20 protein-coding genes are annotated in these 16,204 nt (G+C 43.2%); 10 read left to right on the top strand and 10 right to left on the bottom strand.

Features of this window, described 5'->3' with window-relative positions:
• Positions 1–55 precede the first annotated feature (55 nt).
• From FTV34_RS11420 to FTV34_RS11385, 8 genes are all read right to left on the bottom strand, one after another.
• Positions 56–1,243 carry a VWA domain-containing protein gene (locus FTV34_RS11420; RefSeq protein WP_159124439.1) on the bottom strand — a complete coding sequence of 396 codons (1,188 nt, stop codon included), beginning with the start codon at positions 1,241–1,243 and terminating at the stop codon, positions 56–58.
• Between the two features lie 13 nt (positions 1,244–1,256).
• Complete coding sequence (locus FTV34_RS11415; protein ID WP_104426039.1) at positions 1,257–2,108, bottom strand: MoxR family ATPase; 852 nt, start codon at positions 2,106–2,108, stop codon at positions 1,257–1,259.
• A 21-nt stretch (positions 2,109–2,129) separates the two neighbouring features.
• Positions 2,130–2,513 (bottom strand): hypothetical protein, encoded by a 384-nt coding sequence (locus FTV34_RS11410; RefSeq protein ID WP_180003755.1) that lies wholly within the window; start codon positions 2,511–2,513, stop codon positions 2,130–2,132.
• Positions 2,514–2,534: 21 nt separating this feature from the next.
• Positions 2,535–2,840, bottom strand: coding sequence for a YcgL domain-containing protein (locus tag FTV34_RS11405; RefSeq protein WP_004783715.1), 306 nt, complete (start codon positions 2,838–2,840; stop codon positions 2,535–2,537).
• A 129-nt stretch (positions 2,841–2,969) separates the two neighbouring features.
• A complete protein-coding gene (locus FTV34_RS11400) occupies positions 2,970–4,112 on the bottom strand; it encodes an HRDC domain-containing protein (RefSeq protein WP_180070228.1) in 1,143 nt (380 codons plus the stop codon).
• A 176-nt stretch (positions 4,113–4,288) separates the two neighbouring features.
• Entirely contained in the window at positions 4,289–4,885 is a 597-nt protein-coding gene (gene recR, locus FTV34_RS11395) for a recombination mediator RecR (protein ID WP_125279141.1), read from the bottom strand.
• A 13-nt stretch (positions 4,886–4,898) separates the two neighbouring features.
• The gene (locus FTV34_RS11390; RefSeq protein ID WP_125279140.1) at positions 4,899–5,228 is read right to left on the bottom strand and encodes a YbaB/EbfC family nucleoid-associated protein; all 330 of its coding nucleotides are present in this window, start codon (positions 5,226–5,228) and stop codon (positions 4,899–4,901) included.
• Positions 5,229–5,256: 28 nt separating this feature from the next.
• The gene (locus tag FTV34_RS11385; protein ID WP_180070226.1) at positions 5,257–6,444 is read right to left on the bottom strand and encodes an O-succinylhomoserine sulfhydrylase; all 1,188 of its coding nucleotides are present in this window, start codon (positions 6,442–6,444) and stop codon (positions 5,257–5,259) included.
• A gap of 142 nt (positions 6,445–6,586) precedes the next feature.
• Here FTV34_RS11385 and FTV34_RS11380 point away from each other — a divergent pair, with 142 nt between their 5' ends.
• From FTV34_RS11380 to FTV34_RS11335, 10 genes are all read left to right on the top strand, one after another.
• Positions 6,587–7,684 (top strand): alpha/beta fold hydrolase, encoded by a 1,098-nt coding sequence (locus FTV34_RS11380; protein WP_180070224.1) that lies wholly within the window; start codon positions 6,587–6,589, stop codon positions 7,682–7,684.
• A gap of 55 nt (positions 7,685–7,739) precedes the next feature.
• Positions 7,740–8,612, top strand: a complete 873-nt coding sequence (locus tag FTV34_RS11375) for an NAD(P)-dependent oxidoreductase (RefSeq protein WP_166134859.1) — start codon at positions 7,740–7,742, stop codon at positions 8,610–8,612.
• Between the two features lie 83 nt (positions 8,613–8,695).
• Positions 8,696–8,962 carry a YARHG domain-containing protein gene (locus tag FTV34_RS11370; protein WP_159124442.1) on the top strand — a complete coding sequence of 89 codons (267 nt, stop codon included), beginning with the start codon at positions 8,696–8,698 and terminating at the stop codon, positions 8,960–8,962.
• A 31-nt stretch (positions 8,963–8,993) separates the two neighbouring features.
• Positions 8,994–9,407, top strand: a complete 414-nt coding sequence (locus FTV34_RS11365) for an HIT family protein (protein WP_180018324.1) — start codon at positions 8,994–8,996, stop codon at positions 9,405–9,407.
• A 338-nt stretch (positions 9,408–9,745) separates the two neighbouring features.
• On the top strand, positions 9,746–10,798 hold the full coding sequence (locus FTV34_RS11360) for a porin (protein ID WP_180070222.1): 1,053 nt from the start codon (positions 9,746–9,748) through the stop codon (positions 10,796–10,798).
• A gap of 349 nt (positions 10,799–11,147) precedes the next feature.
• The gene (cydP, locus tag FTV34_RS11355) at positions 11,148–11,339 is read left to right on the top strand and encodes a cytochrome oxidase putative small subunit CydP (protein ID WP_004783737.1); all 192 of its coding nucleotides are present in this window, start codon (positions 11,148–11,150) and stop codon (positions 11,337–11,339) included.
• Positions 11,339–12,925, top strand: coding sequence for a cytochrome ubiquinol oxidase subunit I (locus tag FTV34_RS11350; RefSeq protein WP_125279135.1), 1,587 nt, complete (start codon positions 11,339–11,341; stop codon positions 12,923–12,925). Before cydP ends, FTV34_RS11350 begins: the two co-directional genes overlap by 1 nt.
• Complete coding sequence (gene cydB, locus FTV34_RS11345; protein WP_180003736.1) at positions 12,922–14,067, top strand: cytochrome d ubiquinol oxidase subunit II; 1,146 nt, start codon at positions 12,922–12,924, stop codon at positions 14,065–14,067. The genes FTV34_RS11350 and cydB overlap by 4 nt, the downstream gene beginning before the upstream one ends.
• Before the next feature lie 24 nt (positions 14,068–14,091).
• On the top strand, positions 14,092–14,193 hold the full coding sequence (gene cydX / locus FTV34_RS11340) for a cytochrome bd-I oxidase subunit CydX (protein ID WP_004783742.1): 102 nt from the start codon (positions 14,092–14,094) through the stop codon (positions 14,191–14,193).
• Positions 14,194–14,196: 3 nt separating this feature from the next.
• Positions 14,197–14,499, top strand: coding sequence for a cyd operon YbgE family protein (locus tag FTV34_RS11335; RefSeq protein WP_125279133.1), 303 nt, complete (start codon positions 14,197–14,199; stop codon positions 14,497–14,499).
• Positions 14,500–14,549: 50 nt separating this feature from the next.
• On the opposite strand, the gene FTV34_RS17955 is transcribed toward FTV34_RS11335, so the two are convergent.
• Both FTV34_RS17955 and rodA read right to left on the bottom strand, forming a co-directional pair.
• Positions 14,550–14,909: a hypothetical protein gene (locus tag FTV34_RS17955; RefSeq protein ID WP_257226156.1), complete on the bottom strand. Its 360-nt coding sequence runs from the start codon at positions 14,907–14,909 to the stop codon at positions 14,550–14,552.
• Positions 14,910–15,045: 136 nt separating this feature from the next.
• A complete protein-coding gene (gene rodA / locus FTV34_RS11325; protein ID WP_034171070.1) occupies positions 15,046–16,185 on the bottom strand; it encodes a rod shape-determining protein RodA in 1,140 nt (379 codons plus the stop codon).
• Positions 16,186–16,204: the final 19 nt, after the last annotated feature.

The raw sequence follows: 16,204 nt of genomic DNA, 5'->3' as shown, positions 1-16,204 counted from the left end.
AATTCGTTTTAAAGCACTAATAACTATAGATAAAGTCACTTATAGATAAATGGAATCAACGCGCCAGATATTTGGTCATATCCTCAATACCTTTTAAGGTCATTGGAAACATATGATCTTCAAAGATTTGCTTAATCAGGCCAATAGTATGCGTGTAATGCCAGTATTTTTCTTCTTCAGGATTGAGCCAAGCGGTTTTATCAAAATGCTGACGCAGACGCTGTAACCAGACCTGTCCTGCCTCATCATTCATATATTCGACCGAACCACCGACGGAGTTCAACTCATAGGGTGCCATGCTGGCATCACCCACTACAATCACCCGGTAATCCCGTCCATAGGTATTGAACAGATCCCAGGTATTCATGCGCGAGCTGGAACGACGGACATTATCTTTCCAGACATAGTCGTATAGACAATTATGGAAATAGAAATATTCCAGAGTCTTAAATTCGGTCTTAGCGGCGCTAAACAGTTTTTCACACTGAGCGATATGCGCATCCATTGATCCACCGATATCAAACAGCATTAGTACTTTAATACGGTTACGACGCTCCGGCACCAATTGCACATCCAGAATCCCCTGTTTGGCGGTTTCACGAATAGTACTATCAATGTCCAGTTCTTCAGCCGCACCCTGACGAGCGAACTTACGCAAACGGCGCAGTGCCATCTGCATCTGACGACTACCAAGAATCTGATCATCATCCAGATTACGGTATTGACGCTGTTCCCAGACTTTGACGGCGGAACGTTTACGCCCCGGCCCGCCAATGCGCACACCTTCAGGATGATCACCATAGGCACCAAATGGCGATGTGCCACCAGTACCAATCATCTTATTCCCGCCCTGATGTTTTTTATGCTGTTCGCGCAAGCGTTCTTCCAGCATTTTCATCAGTTCTTCCAGCGATCCGGCTTTTTTCAGTTCTTCACGCTGTTCAGGGGTTAAGTGCTTTTCCAGAAGTTCCAGATCAAACCAGTCTTTGGGTAGTTTATGCACCTGATTCAGCAGTTCATCCAGATCAAAAGTCGCGATACCATCAAAGTAATCTTTCATGGCGCGATCGAACTTGTCGAAGTAGCGCTCGTCTTTGACCATCACAGTTTTAGCAAGCTGATAGAACTCGCCCTGATCAGCAAAAACCACGCCTGCCGCCACCGCTTGATTCAGATCAATCAGCTCACGGGTGGAAACTGGTACGCCATATTTTCTGAGGGTATAAAACAATCGCACAAACATGCGTGTTTCTCCCTTAGCGACGCGACATAAAGGCTAGACGTTCAAGCAGTTGTACATCCTGCTCATTTTTGATCAGCGCGCCGTACAAAGGCGGAATCGCTTTGGACTTGTCGGTATTTCTTAAAATGTCTTCCGGCATATCATCTGCCATGAGTAGGCTTAGCCAGTCGATCAGTTCTGAAGTTGAAGGTGGTTTTTTCAAGCCTGGAATCTGACGTAACTTGAAGAAGACTTGCAGAGCTTCATTCACCAGCGTTGCTGAAATATTCTCAAAATGTACATCGATAATTTCACGCATGGTCGCTTCATCCGGAAACTCGATATAGTGGAAGAAACAACGGCGCAGGAAGGCATCTGGAAGTTCTTTCTCGTTATTTGAAGTGATGATGACAATCGGACGCTGAGTCGCAGTAATGGTTTCCCCCGTTTCATAAACGAAGAAAGACATCTTGTCGAGTTCGTGTAGCAAGTCATTTGGGAACTCGATATCTGCTTTATCGATCTCATCAATCAGCAATACACAGCGTTCTTCACTGGTAAATGCTTCCCAGAGTTTACCCGGCTTGATGTAGTTCTTGATGTCATAAACGCGATCATCACCTAACTGACTATCACGTAAGCGTGATACCGCATCATATTCATACAGGCCCTGCTGTGCCTTGGTCGTTGATTTGATATGCCAGGTAATCAGCTTCAGTCCAAGGCTTTGTGCCACCTGTTCAGCCAACAAGGTTTTACCTGTACCCGGCTCACCTTTAACCAGCAAGGGTTTTTGCAAACTACGCGCAGCTTTCACAGCTAGTTTTAAACTGTCAGTGGCAATGTACTGATCCGTACCTGAGAATTGTTGAATATCAGCAGACATGATTGAACCTTATTTTTCTATTTACAACGGTGAACTTTTCTTGTTTGACCCAAGACCCGTTTTACTGGATGCATAGGTCGACCAGCAATAGCCAATCACAGACCCGATACCAATGACAAATAAAATAAGTGACGCATTAATCCAAACGAGTTCATATTCCTTGGTCAGAATACCAAACAGCAGCCCGAAAATAGCAGGTGCAACTGAAGCATTGCTGCCTTCAGAAACGGTTGGAGTCAACAGCACGGCAAAGGCCAATAGCCATAAAAAACCGCCCATTGCCTTTGGCATGCGCTTGGTCACCCCATACCAGCAGGCTAACGCAATCAGACTGCCCAGCAGATACACTGCAAACGCAATACTCTGGTCAGGAATTGAGTCCAATACAGCTACAAAACCATTCATTTCACAACTCCTGAACTGAGCTTAAGCCCCACGAAGACCTTCTGGCGCTGGCGCATTCGGGTTAATCAAACCTTCTGGTGGCATTTGCAGGAAGAAACCACGAGTAGAAATTGAATCCATCACATGTAAAACATTGGCACGTGCCAGTTTACGCGATTCACTCAATTCAAGATGCATGACAAAAGTCGCACGACCAAACGCCACACGTACCGGTTCAGCCAATACCTCTAGTGGTTCAAATGTTTCGGCTTCGTTCTCATCTGCAGGACGCGCCACATAAAGATACATTTCATCTTTTTTGCTAGATTTGTAGATAGACACTTGCATGTTTCAAACGACTTTTCTGAAAAAACAATCGCAAGGATACATCAAAAAAACGACAGAAACATTAGCCGCTTCAAATGCATCAGTCGTGATTTTGTATAATTGCTTTATCTTTAATCAATCCAGTAAAAATCACTCAACCACTTTCATCTGAGTCGATAGATAAGACTCATCCTGATGCAGTACCTTAATTAGCGGCAGAGTTAATAACTCATAGCGCCAGCCGAGCAAATAGTTTGGCAGATCCTGTTCATCCTTATGACATACCACATGCTGATATAAGGCATTCAGCCATTTCTTGCGCATCAGCACTTCTTTCGGTACAGAGATTTCATTGGATATATTCTGGATCATTGTTTCGACCTTCTCGCCAATCTCTCTGGATGAATGGCGGATTGGACGTGCCAGACGTAATGGCCAGTCGGCTTGGTCAGGCAAGAATTTCAATAGATCCAAAATAGTCTTGCCATGTTCACGGACAATATTGGCCCGGATGTCTTTCATCTGACTGAGCTGAAAATTATTGCGCGGGAATTTCTCTACCAGATCAATCATGGTCGAGTTTTTCAGAATAAAACTACGTGGCTGATTCAACGCCTTGGCAATCTGTTCACGCCATACAGCCAGTTGTTGTAACTGCATTAATTGACGGCGTGAATGACGATAATTACCGACATCCTGATAAAGCAAGGCAGTCGGTGTTTCTTCACCAATTTCATGGGTCAGAAAACGGCAATCTTCAAGAGCGAAATCGAGCAGATATTTGCTTTCCAGATCCTGTTTGACCTTATCCGACAGTTGCACCAGATAATGCACATCATTGGCTGCATACAGTAACTGCTCAGAGCTTAAAGGCCGTGCCAGCCAGTTAGAGCGGGTCTGATCTTTTTCAATATCGACATCCAGCATCTGTTTCAAGGCATTCTGATAGCTGACCTGCAAACCATGTCCGAGGAATGACATGCCGACCTGTGTATCAAAGACATTGCTCAGGGCTTTTTTCTGGGTGTAATGATAAATCAGGTCAATATCTTCACTGCAGGCATGGAAAATATTCTGTTGAGCATTAAAGATCTTGTTCAGAAATTCACTCAGATCCAGTGTTGTTCCATCCAGCAGGTAGACATTGTTGTTGACATTAATTTGGAAAACACCAAGTTTTGGCCACAAGGTGTCTACCTTAATGAATTCTGTATCCAGGCCATAGACCGGATTTTGATCCATAAGGTTCAGGACATAATTTAAGTCGTGCTGATGTTGAATAAATTGAAACATAAAGACTGAGTCTAAAATTAGATGCTCGATGAAGCTATATTACCCGATATATAGAATTTTTATATAAAAATATGACAACCAAATCACACTTTTTGTTCCATATTTTTCGAATATAGCTTATCTAGTTTATATTTTTAATAATATATTTTTTATATTAAGAGAATATAATTAATATTTCACTTAATTCGCATCCGGTTATGCACTGCCTGACTCAATGTATGACTATCGACATACTCCAGTTCTCCGCCTTGAGGCACCCCTTGAGCGATACGCGTCATTTGCACCGGTAAATGTTTACTGGCTTCAACCAGATAATGTGCGGTTGCTTGTCCTTCAACAGTCGCATTGGTAGCCAGAATCACTTCCTTGATCTGTCCCTGACTTAAGCGTTGCAGTAAATAGGGAATACCGATTTCTTCAGGCCCGATTCCATCTAGAGGTGACAGATGACCACCCAGAACATGATATTTACCGCGGAAACTGCCGCTTTGCTCAATTGCCATGACATCTGCCGGTGATTCTACTACACAAAGCAGTTCATCATCACGCTCAAGTGAGGTACAGATATTACAGACTTCATCTTCTGTCAATGAATGGCAGATCGAGCATTCATGAATATGATCGGTTGCTTCAGTTAAGGCATGTGCCAGACCGATCGCCCCTTCACGATTTTTCATGATTAAATGCAAAGCCATACGCTGGGCCGATTTCGGCCCAACGCTTGGCAAAATGCGTAATGCTTGAACCAGTTGATCAAAACGATCACTAAACATTGCGCATACTTCCTTAGAATAAACCAGCCAGACCAGGTGGTAAGCCCATACCTGAGTTTGCAGATTTCATTTTCTCTTCAGAGATCGCTTCTGCTTGACGCGCTGCATCATTCATCGCTGCTGCAATTAGATCTTCGATCATATCTGGATCGTCCTGTAACAGTTCAGGATTGATTTCGATACGTTTCACCACATTGCGGCAAGTCATGGTAACTTTCACCAGACCGCCACCAGCCTCAGCATGCACTTCAGTTTGCGCAAGCTCTTCTTTGGCTTTTTTCATGTTGTTTTCGACTTCTTTTTGCATGCGCTGTGCTTGCTGCATCAACATATTAATGTTCATAAAGATCTCCGAACATATATTTATAAAATTAGATTAGATCTAAACCACGTGTAATGTCGCGAATAATATCATCAATCTCTTCCAAACCAACAGAAACGCGAATTAAACCTTCACGAATACCCGCTGCTGCTTTGGCTTCTGGGGACAATTTACCATGCGTGGTTGTTGCTGGATGAGTAATCGTTGATTTCACATCACCCAGGTTACCAGTGATTGAAATGAACTGGGTATTGTCGATTACTTTCCAGGCACCTTCACGACCGCCTTTCACTTCAAAAGATACGATACCACCGAAACCGGTTTGTTGTTTTGCAGCCAGTTCATGACCAATATGTTCAGGCAAACCCGCATAGTAAACTTTTTCTACTTTCGGATGCGCATTTAAGAACTCTGCCAGTTTTTGTGCATTGGCAGAATGCTCACGCATACGTAAACGTAAAGTTTCCAGACCTTTCAGGAATACCCAGGCATTAAACGGGCTCATAGAAGGACCAGTGGTACGTACATAACCGAAGATTTCTTCAAGCAGTTTGTGGTTACCTACTACAGCGCCACCGAGTGCACGGCCTTGGCCATCCAGATATTTAGTCGCAGAATATACGACTAAGTCTGCACCAAATTTGAGTGGTTGTTGTAACACTGGTGTACAGAAGCTGTTGTCAATCGCGAGCAATGCATCATTGGCATGTGCAATATCTGCCAAAGCCTGAATATCTGCCACTTCAGCCAATGGGTTTGACGGAGATTCAACAAAGAGTAATTTGGTTTCTGGCTTGATGGCATTTTTCCATGCATCCAGATCAGTCAGATCGACAAACTCAACTACGACACCAAATTTAGCCACGTATTTTTCAAATAAAGAAACTGTTGAACCAAATACGGCGCGTGAACAGATCACATGATCGCCTGCTTTCAGGTAAGCCATCGCCACTGCCATAATCGCAGCCATACCAGAGCTGGTCGCAACAGCACGTTCTGCGCCTTCTAAGGCAGCCAGACGCTTTTCAAACATGGCAACAGTTGGATTAGTAAAGCGAGAGTAAATATTACCCGGCTCCTGGCCTGAAAATTTCGCTGCGGCTTCAGCCGCATTTTCATAAACAAATGACGATGTTAGAAAAATCGGTTCACCATGCTCACCCTCGAAGCTGCGGGTGTGACCGGTACGGATGGCTAAAGTTTCTAATTGATAGTTAAAATCGTCTTGCTGGCTCATCACTTTACTTCAGCCCAAAGGCTGCCTTTTGTAAAAAATTGCCAACATTTTGAGCGTCTAAGCTATTTCAGGTCAAGGCATAATAAGCAATTATTGCTTAGACTTCGACCAATTCTCCTTTGTATACGGATAAATTATTTACATGATTCAGTTCAAACAAAATATTCAACGCCAGAAGAAAAAATTAAAACACCTGAATGCACGGTTATTTAACTCGTCTTCCCTGATTCTTTCGCAAAAAACGCCCTTTGAATATATTGCTGCGACTGAGTTCTGCAAAATTCGCTATTATGCAGCGCCTGAAAAAAAGTACCGTGAGCCGTTAGTCTTTGTTGCCCCTCTTGCGATTAATATGGATATTTATGATCTGTATCCTTACCGTTCACTAGTCAAGCATTTTCAGCATAGCGGTTTTGATGTCTATTTAGTGGAATGGAAACGTTTCCGTTATAAACACCGTCACTTGAATTTCCTGTCTTTTATCGACGGCGCGATTCCTCAGGCTATTGAACGAATCTGCTCGCATTCAGGCAGTCAGTTTATTTCCTTGCATGGCTGGAGTATGGCTGGAATTTTTGTCACGCTTTATACTGCGCTACATTCCCCTGAACATGTTAAAAACCTGATTGTACTGGGTAGCCCGATTGACAGTTATGCATCCGGTCGCGTTGGCAAGCTTTTTAGCATCACCAACAAGCTCATTTCCAAAAATAAAACCCTGCAACAGGCGATTCATCAAGGATTGATTCCTAAGGAATATATTCATTCGCCCGGCATCATCAATGCATTGGGATTTAAGCTCCTTGATCCGATTGGCTGGTTTAAAAGCCAGAAGCAGTTTTTGATGAACCTGGAAAATGTTGAAGATGTCTATGAACATGCCACCATGGGCAATTTTTTGAACAAGATGATTGATTATCCGGGTGGAATCAATCAGGACATGGTGCTGCACTTATGGCTGCAAAATCCTTTAAAAAATGGCTCGATGACTTTAAACGGCCAAACGATTGATCTAAAAAATATCAACTGCTCCTTACTGGTCGGGGCTGGGAAAACCGATCAGATTGTTACGGAACAGTCAGCTAAACCTTTGATGGAATTGACAAGTAGTACCGATAAGACGTTTACTCTTATCCCGGGTGGTCATCTTGGACTGATGTCCAATCAGAAAACAGCCAATACATTCTGGCCGAAACTGACCACCTGGCTGGCACAACGCTCAACCCGGATAGATGCTTAATTCCGGAAGAGCCGGCAATTTTCAGGTATTTATTATTTTATTCAGAGGGTATGACATGATTCAGTCAGTGGCATTTATTGGTTTAGGCGCAATGGGTTATCGCATGGCAGCGCATTTACCCAAGCATTTTGAGACAGTTTATGTCTGGAACCGTACTTTTGCCAAGGCTGAAGAACATGCTGCTGAATATGGCACCCAAGCTGTCGCTTTAGAACAGGCAGTTCAGGCAGATATTATTTTTTCCTGCCTGCCGACCAGTGCCGATGTTGAAGCATTAGTCCAAGGCCTCAGCCTTAAAGCTGGCAGTATCTGGGTAGACTGTACCAGCGGTGTTCCTGACGCTGCCCGACGCTTAGAAGAAGCACTGGCTGAACAGGGTGTGATTTTCCTGGATGCGCCTGTGAGTGGCCAGACCATTGGTGCGGAAAATGGCACATTGACTGTGATGGTCGGCGGTAATGCGGAAGGCTTTGAAAAAGCCCTGCCAGCGATGCAGGCGTTTGGCAAATTGATCAAGCATGTGGGGACATCAGGTGCCGGCTTTGCGGTAAAAGCGGTAAATAATATGTTACTGGCTGTAAACCTGTGTGCAGCAGCAGAAGGCTTTACCACGCTGAAAGCGCACGGCGTTGACCTGAATGAAGCGCTGGATTGTATCAATGCATCAAGCGGTAAAAGCAATGTGACTGAAACCGTTTTACCACAGCGTGTTTTGAACCGTAGCTTCCCTGTTACCTTTGCCCTGCCTCTTTTAGCCAAAGATACAGGCATTGCACTTGATCTTGCGCGCGATGCCAAACTGGCAGTACCACTTCTCGCTTTAGGTCAAAGTCTGGTGCAAGCTGCTAGCAATCTGTCGGATAAAAATAGTGACTTTTCCAGTGCTGTAAAAATGTATGAATCATGGAGTAATATTACCATTGAGTAATATCTCGCCATTGAATAATAATAAACAAACCTAATATTGTGACTATAGACTAGCCACATGCAGTGATACCTGAGGAAACTCTTATGAATAAGTTATTTGTTGCAGCACTCGTCGGTTCTGCAACTTTGTTTGGGGCTTCAACATCGGTTCTTGCATCTGAACAGGAATGCAAAAAATTGAAAAATGACCATGATGTCATTTATGCATCAAAAGGTTTCTGTTTCAAGGATCCTGAAGCAAAAGCAAAGTTTAATGATAATTGCTACACAACCAAGCCAAAATTTTCAGAAAAAGAGCAGCAACGTCTTGACGCGATCAAAGAACGTCAGAAAGAATTGAACTGTAAATAATACAATTCAATTCTGCTCAAGGAATGCACTTATGACTTACGATGACCAAAATATTTTTGCACGAATTCTGCGTGATGAACTTCCAGCAATTAAAGTGTATGAAGATGACCGAGTTCTTGCATTTATGGACATCATGCCACAGGCCGATGGTCATACTCTGGTCATTCCTAAAACTCCAGCAATTACCTTGCTTGACCTGGATCCTGAAGTTGCAGCCTATACCATTCAGGTGGTGCAAAAAATTGCCAAAGCGATTGAAAAAGGTTTAGGTGTAGATGGCATTGTACTCATGCAGCTCTCTGGCGCTGCGGCGGGTCAGACTGTTCCGCATGTTCATTTCCACCTGGTACCTACCTCTTTGCACAACCTTGGCAAACATGCTGCACAAATGGGTGATCAGGAAAAAATCAAACAACTGGCAGAGAAAATTAAAGCTGCTCTTTAATTCATTCTTCGTCCTTAAAAATGGAGCTTCGGCTCCATTTTTTATGCCTTATTTTTCATTTTTTATCATTATCAATAAATACAGAATTCATCTCAAATAATTTTGTTAAGAACAGTATTTCTCATTCACTTGATCAGCTTTAACTAAAGCAAAAAAAATCCTGCACAGAATCTTAAAAATTAAAATTGCTCCCTTTTTAGATTTCATAGATCTGCAATATTTCCTTAACCATACTGACTTATTCATCCTCAATACTGAGCACCAATACAGGATGGTAGCCAAGACCGAGCTACTGCATACACCTCAAAAGACCTAAAAAAGTCTGATTGGAGCTTTATATGAAAAAATCACTTTGCATTTTCGCAATTGGGGCGAGCGTTTTCACACCGCTCATGGCAGTCGCTGCTGATGTCAAAGTCTATGGACGTGCACATGTGTCTTTAGATTATCTAGATGATGGCCAAGATTATAATGAAGTTGGAATTTCCTCCAATGCATCACGCCTTGGATTTAAAGCTGAACAGACACTTGAAAATGGCATGACCGTATTTGGCCAGATTGAGCAGGAAATTAACTTTGCCAGTGGCTCTGCAAATGATGATGTCGAGTTTGCTACTCGTGATACCTTTGTCGGTTTAAAAGGTGAGTTCGGTCAGGCACGGATCGGCCGTTTCGATAGTCCATTTAAAGTGGCACGCAGTCCAGTTAACTTCTTTGGAGATATGGTCGGCGATGTACGTAACGTGACCCGTGTAGGGAATCTGCGTTTTGATGAACGTAATGCCAATAGCATTGAATATAAATCACCAAAATTCGGCAATGGATTTAATGTTCTGGGTGCACTTTCCCTACATGAAGCCAACAGCCCGGATGTTTCTAAGGATGGTGAAAAAGATAAAGATAAGGCTTATGACCTTGCCCTTACCTACCAAAAAGATAAAGTTGATTTTGCAGCGGCATATGAACATTATGAAGAAGAAGCCAGTCGTGGTGAACGTGATGGTTTCCGGATTGCAAGTGCCTACAAAATCACGCCAGACTTGAAACTCGGTGGTCTGTATCAGTTCCTTCAGCATAACAATACCGAAGTCAATCCTGATGCTCAGGTTTTTGGCATCGCGGGTGAATATAAATTAGCAGCCAAGACCTCATTGCGTGGACAGGTCTTTCACCGTGATGTAGATGCCGATGATGCCAATGCTACTTTACTGGCGATTGGAATTGAACATCGTCTTGACCCAGCAGTCCGCATCTACAGCAATCTGGCCAGTGTATTGAATGATGAAAACTCAAATCTGACACCTTGGGCACAAGGCCGTAGTAATGCAGTGGCTGGCGCACGTGGTGAAGACAGCTTCGGACTATCGGTCGGTATGCGTTACGACTTCTAAAACCTTCCCAAAATTTCATATTAGAAAAGAGCCTGCCTGATGTGGGTTCTTTTTTTTAATTAATCCTGACTATTTTAATTAGAATAAAAACCGAATAAAAAACCCAGCAAAATAATCAGAATTAATAAGATTAAAAAATAAATTCCAACCATTTTAGTCAGATTTAAATAATCCTTTGTTTACACAAAATAATCACAAATATTTAGAATAATTATCAAACTTTTAATAATATATTATTAATATTTTCAATAACTTATAAATATATATTTATTTAAACTATTTGGTCTATTTATTTTTTAGTTACAATCGATTAATAATATATAACAAACCACATAATAGGCTTGTTCACATGAGCTTAGTTTCTAAAAATTTAAACCAAAAAACAGTAAGAGAGATTACTGCGATTTTAATTATCAAGATCATTCTACTTCTGGTAATTAAAAATATTTGGTTTGATGCGCCTACTATTCCAAAAGATTTTGACACTCAAGTCGCCGAGCGTATCGCCGGCAATCCTTCCCAAATCAAGGAGACACGTTGATGATTTCTGAAAGCGTGGTCGATCTTTCGCGGTTCCAGTTCGCTATGACCGCGATGTATCACTTTATTTTTGTTCCACTGACCTTAGGCCTGGCATTTCTGCTTGCCATTATGGAAACCACCTATGTGATTTCCGGCAAAGAAATTTACAAGGACATGACTAAGTTTTGGGGAAAACTGTTCGGGATTAACTTTGCCTTAGGGGTAACCACAGGCTTGACCATGGAGTTCCAGTTCGGAACCAACTGGGCATATTATTCGCATTATGTGGGTGATATTTTCGGTGCACCATTGGCTATTGAAGGTTTGATGGCCTTCTTCCTTGAATCTACTTTCATTGGTTTATTCTTCTTCGGTTGGGACCGTTTATCCAAAGTACAGCATCTGGGCGTAACCTGGTTAGTTGCACTGGGATCTAACATGTCTGCACTGTGGATTCTGGTTGCCAATGGCTGGATGCAAAACCCGGTTGGTTCAGCATTTAACTATGAAACCATGCGTATGGAAATGGTGGACTTTGCAGCACTGATCTTTAACCCGGTTGCACAGGTTAAATTCGTACATACTGTTTCTGCAGGTTATGTGACTGGTGCCATCTTCGTACTGGCGATTTCAAGTTACTATATGCTGAAAAAACGTGACTTGCCATTTGCACGCCGTTCATTTGCGATTGCTGCCATTTTCGGCTTAGCGTCAACTCTTTCTGTGATCCTGCTGGGCGATGAGTCTGGTTATGAAATTGGTGATGTACAGAAAACCAAACTGGCTGCGATTGAAGCAGAATGGGAAACTGAACCAGCACCTGCAGCATTTACTTTATTTGGCTTCCCAAATAAAGAAACCATGTCTACCGATTATGCTGTGAAAATTCCTTATGTTATGGGGATTATCGCTACACGTTCTGTAGATACGCCTGTTACCGGTATTAAAGACCTGCTGGTTGAACATGAAGGTCGTATCCGAAACGGTATGGTGGCTTATGAACAACTGGAAAAACTACGTGCTGGCGATCAGTCTCCTGAGCTGAAAGCTGCATTTGCAGAAACTCAAAAAGATTTGGGCTACGGTCTTCTTCTGAAAAAATACACTGCAAATGTTGTAGACGCTTCTGACGAGCAAATTAAGGCAGCAGCAAAAGATACTATTCCACATGTACCAAGCCTGTTCTGGGCATTTCGTGCCATGGTCGCTTCTGGCTTCCTGATGCTGGTTCTGTTTGTTCTTGCGACTTTTGCGGTGGCTAAACGCAATGCAGAAAACAAACCTTGGTTATTAAAATTTGCATTATTTGCACTACCACTTCCATGGATTGCGGCACAAACTGGCTGGTTTGTTGCTGAAGTAGGTCGTCAACCTTGGACTATTGGTGAGGTTCTGCCTACACATTTATCGACTTCAAGCTTAAGCACAGGCGATGTATGGGGTTCAATCATTGCATTAGCAGCGTTCTACACTGTACTGCTGATCATTGAAATGTACTTAATGATTAAATTCTCACGCCTTGGCCCAAGTTCTCTACATACTGGTAAATACCACTTCGAGAAACTTGAAGCTGCAAAAAAGGCAAATGAGGAGGCTCAAGCATGATCGAATATGAATTACTCAAAATAATCTGGTGGGTACTGGTTGGCGTCTTGCTGATTGGTTTCGCCCTGACTGATGGCTTTGATATGGGCTCCATGGCGATCATGCCATTCGTGGGTCAGAATGATGAAGAACGTCGTGCGGCAATCAATACGATTGCCCCGCATTGGGATGGTAACCAGGTCTGGTTTATTACTGCGGGTGGTGCCCTGTTTGCTGCCTGGCCAATGGTTTATGCAACTGCCTTTTCTGGTATGTACTGGGCACTTCTGCTTGTTCTGTTTGCCTTATTCCTGCGTCCAGTAGGATTCGACTATCGCTCCAAACTGGAAAATACCAAATGGCGTAATGCCTGGGATTGGGGCCTGGCAGTTGGTGGTGCTGTGCCCGCACTGGTTTTCGGTGTCGCATTCGGCAATATGTTCCTGGGTGTTCCATTCACCCTAGATGAAACTGTACGTTCAACTTATAGCGGCAGCTTCTTTGCCCTGCTCAATCCATTTGCACTGGTATGTGGTGTTGTCAGCTTATCTATGCTGTGTGCACACGGTGGTGCATGGTTGATGCTACGTACAGATGGCGATTTACGTGAACGTTCTGCCAAAGCAACCAAAATCATGGGGATTGTTTATCTGGTAGCTTTCCTGGCAGTCGGTGCATGGTTATATTTCGGTGGTATCCAGGGTTATACCCTAGTGACTCCTTACGAAACTAACGGTATCGCTAATCCACTAGCAAAAGAAGTACTGACCAATGCCAACCCAGGCTGGATGAACAACTACAGCACTTATCCAATCACGATACTGGCACCAGTTGCAGGTATTTTAGGTGGCATCATTGTGGTATTGGCTGCATCTAAAGCCAAAGCAGGTTTGAGCTTCCTGGGTTCATCTTTAGCAGTGATCGGTGCAATTTTGACTGCCGGTTTTGCCCTGTTCCCATTCCTGATGCCTTCAAGCATTAATCCGGTTGCAAGCTTAACCATGTGGGATGCGGTCTCCAGCCAAAATACCTTAACTGTGATGACTGTGGCTGCATGCATCTTCGTTCCACTGATTCTGTGCTACACCACTTGGTGTTACTACAAGATGTGGGGCGTGATTACCAAAAAACATATTCAAGAGAATTCACACAGCCTGTACTAAGGCTGTGTCTTAGGAGATAAAATTATGTGGTATTTCGCATGGATTCTCGGCATTTTGATGGCCTGTTTCGCTGGTGTACTCAGTGCACTATATATTGAAAATCATCAAGACCTGGATGAGAAATAAGAGATGACAGACGCTGCAGTTGAACAAGTAAAGATAGAAAAAAAATCTAACCCTTTTGCAATGGTGATTTCTTGCCTATTGGCTTTTCCACTCGCAGCGGTGTTGCTGGTTCATCCTGCTGCGATGCTGGATGCCAACGGAGAATATAGCCACCGCGCCATGATGTTTATCATGATCGGGATTTCAGGTGGTTTTATTCACGGGGTTGGCTTTATCCCTCAGCACTGGTTCTGGAAATGGCTATTTAGTCCGTTTCTGGCTTGGCCGTTAATGCTGTGGGGTTATTACACCTGGTTTCTTAGCTAGGTATTAAACAGCTATAAACAAAGCCCTCAAATGAGGGCTTTGTTTGTTCTTTATTTCTTTTGTGAAACACAGCCTGTTTCATAGGTGGTTCCCAAATCCTGAAGGGATTGAGCAAACTGATTATCTAGTGTACTCACAAACTGAAATTCATCTTGCGCTGTCGCAAGATGTAGATTCTGTTCTGATAGATGCTTTAACTGCTTTAAACCAGTTGCATATTCACAGGCTTTAGCAATCATAAGTGCAGGATGCTCACGTCGGTCTACCGATGAGTTCAATACAGCAAGTTTTAGCTCTAACTCATCGTATTTTTGTTTAGTTTGTCCCTTAAATTCAGCCTGATTCAGTGGTTTGGCCCAAGCTGAAACAGATAAGCCCAAAATTCCAATGGCTATAATTAATTTATGCATTCTCCCCTCAACAATAAAAATTACATACGATTTATCTAAGTTATTGAATATTTATAGCATAAAGCTACTTTTAATAAATACGAGCAATAAAAAAGCCAGAACTGGTCTGGCTTTGAAACTTGCTTCATTGAATTTTCTACCGATGAGTATGAATTGACATCACAATACCCATCCCTGCCAACATGGAAATTACGGCTGTACCACCATAACTCATCAATGGCAAAGGGTCACCCGTCACAGGTAAAATCCCACTGACCATGCCTGAGTTTAAAAATACAAAGAAGAAAAAAGTCAGTCCGATCGCACCGGCATACAAACGGCCAAAGTTATGAAAGCTATTCATGCCAATAATCAAACAGCGAATAATAATGGCCGTAAACAGGCTGAATAGCAGAAACACCCCGATAAAGCCAAATTCTTCTGCATAAGTCGACATAATAAAGTCGGTATGATGTTCAGGCAGATAACCTAGATGAGACTGCGTACCTTGCGAATAGCCTTTTCCCATAATCCCGCCTGAACCGATGGCAATTTTGGACTGGATAATGTTCCAGCCTGCGCCCAAGGCATCCGATTCTGGATCGAATAAAGTCAGAATCCGTTTCTTTTGATATTCCTGCAACAAGAACATCCACAGCAGCGGTACTGCAATAGCTAAAGCAGCAAAGGCTCCAGCAATTAAACGCCATGACATGCCACTTAAGAACAGTACAAAGATTCCGGGAATCACCAGACCAATATTTAAATCAGGTTGTAATGCCACCAGTACGAAAGGCACGCCTAAAATCACCAAGGCACCGACAATATCCAGAAACTTTGGAGGGAAAGGTTTACGGGCAAAGTACCAGGCCATCATCAGTGGCATGGCAAACTTCATTACCTCACTCGGCTGCATACTCCCCACACCCGGCAATGTAATCCAGCGTGTTGCCCCCAGACGCTTTTCACCAATCACAAAGACCAGCAGTAGCATAAAGATACCGAACATATAAAAATATGGACTGGCAGCCTGATAAACCTTCGGTGGCACCTGTGCACAGATAAACATCACCACAAAGCCCACACCAAAACTGATCGCCTGGCGAATCACCATCCCCGAATCTTCAGAGGTGGCACTGTAAACCACCATCAGACCCAAGATCGCATTTAAAATCAGGAAACAAAGCAGCCATGGATCAAGGTGCAACTTGGTCCATCGGGAGGCATTCTGGGGATTAATACTACGTCCATCGCGTGCGGACTGCCGCAAAAAACGATACTGCTGTGAAGGGATCATTGGCCCACGGGTAGAAAAT

The sequence above is a fragment of the Acinetobacter sp. YH16038 genome (assembly GCF_013417275.1).
Taxonomy (GTDB): Bacteria; Pseudomonadota; Gammaproteobacteria; order Pseudomonadales; family Moraxellaceae; genus Acinetobacter.
This window is presented reverse-complemented; position numbering and strand designations above follow the sequence as displayed.

Coding starts and splice junctions, on each gene's coding strand:
- FTV34_RS11420 (WP_159124439.1), bottom strand. CDS start 1,243: ATGTTTGTGCGATTGTTTTATACCCTCAGAAAATATGGCGTACCAGTT.
- FTV34_RS11415 (WP_104426039.1), bottom strand. CDS start 2,108: ATGTCTGCTGATATTCAACAATTCTCAGGTACGGATCAGTACATTGCC.
- FTV34_RS11410 (WP_180003755.1), bottom strand. CDS start 2,513: ATGAATGGTTTTGTAGCTGTATTGGACTCAATTCCTGACCAGAGTATT.
- FTV34_RS11405 (WP_004783715.1), bottom strand. CDS start 2,840: ATGCAAGTGTCTATCTACAAATCTAGCAAAAAAGATGAAATGTATCTT.
- FTV34_RS11400 (WP_180070228.1), bottom strand. CDS start 4,112: ATGTTTCAATTTATTCAACATCAGCACGACTTAAATTATGTCCTGAAC.
- recR (WP_125279141.1), bottom strand. CDS start 4,885: ATGTTTAGTGATCGTTTTGATCAACTGGTTCAAGCATTACGCATTTTG.
- FTV34_RS11390 (WP_125279140.1), bottom strand. CDS start 5,228: ATGAACATTAATATGTTGATGCAGCAAGCACAGCGCATGCAAAAAGAA.
- FTV34_RS11385 (WP_180070226.1), bottom strand. CDS start 6,444: ATGAGCCAGCAAGACGATTTTAACTATCAATTAGAAACTTTAGCCATC.
- FTV34_RS11380 (WP_180070224.1), top strand. CDS start 6,587: ATGATTCAGTTCAAACAAAATATTCAACGCCAGAAGAAAAAATTAAAA.
- FTV34_RS11375 (WP_166134859.1), top strand. CDS start 7,740: ATGATTCAGTCAGTGGCATTTATTGGTTTAGGCGCAATGGGTTATCGC.
- FTV34_RS11370 (WP_159124442.1), top strand. CDS start 8,696: ATGAATAAGTTATTTGTTGCAGCACTCGTCGGTTCTGCAACTTTGTTT.
- FTV34_RS11365 (WP_180018324.1), top strand. CDS start 8,994: ATGACTTACGATGACCAAAATATTTTTGCACGAATTCTGCGTGATGAA.
- FTV34_RS11360 (WP_180070222.1), top strand. CDS start 9,746: ATGAAAAAATCACTTTGCATTTTCGCAATTGGGGCGAGCGTTTTCACA.
- cydP (WP_004783737.1), top strand. CDS start 11,148: ATGAGCTTAGTTTCTAAAAATTTAAACCAAAAAACAGTAAGAGAGATT.
- FTV34_RS11350 (WP_125279135.1), top strand. CDS start 11,339: ATGATTTCTGAAAGCGTGGTCGATCTTTCGCGGTTCCAGTTCGCTATG.
- cydB (WP_180003736.1), top strand. CDS start 12,922: ATGATCGAATATGAATTACTCAAAATAATCTGGTGGGTACTGGTTGGC.
- cydX (WP_004783742.1), top strand. CDS start 14,092: ATGTGGTATTTCGCATGGATTCTCGGCATTTTGATGGCCTGTTTCGCT.
- FTV34_RS11335 (WP_125279133.1), top strand. CDS start 14,197: ATGACAGACGCTGCAGTTGAACAAGTAAAGATAGAAAAAAAATCTAAC.
- FTV34_RS17955 (WP_257226156.1), bottom strand. CDS start 14,909: ATGCATAAATTAATTATAGCCATTGGAATTTTGGGCTTATCTGTTTCA.
- rodA (WP_034171070.1), bottom strand. CDS start 16,185: ATGATCCCTTCACAGCAGTATCGTTTTTTGCGGCAGTCCGCACGCGAT.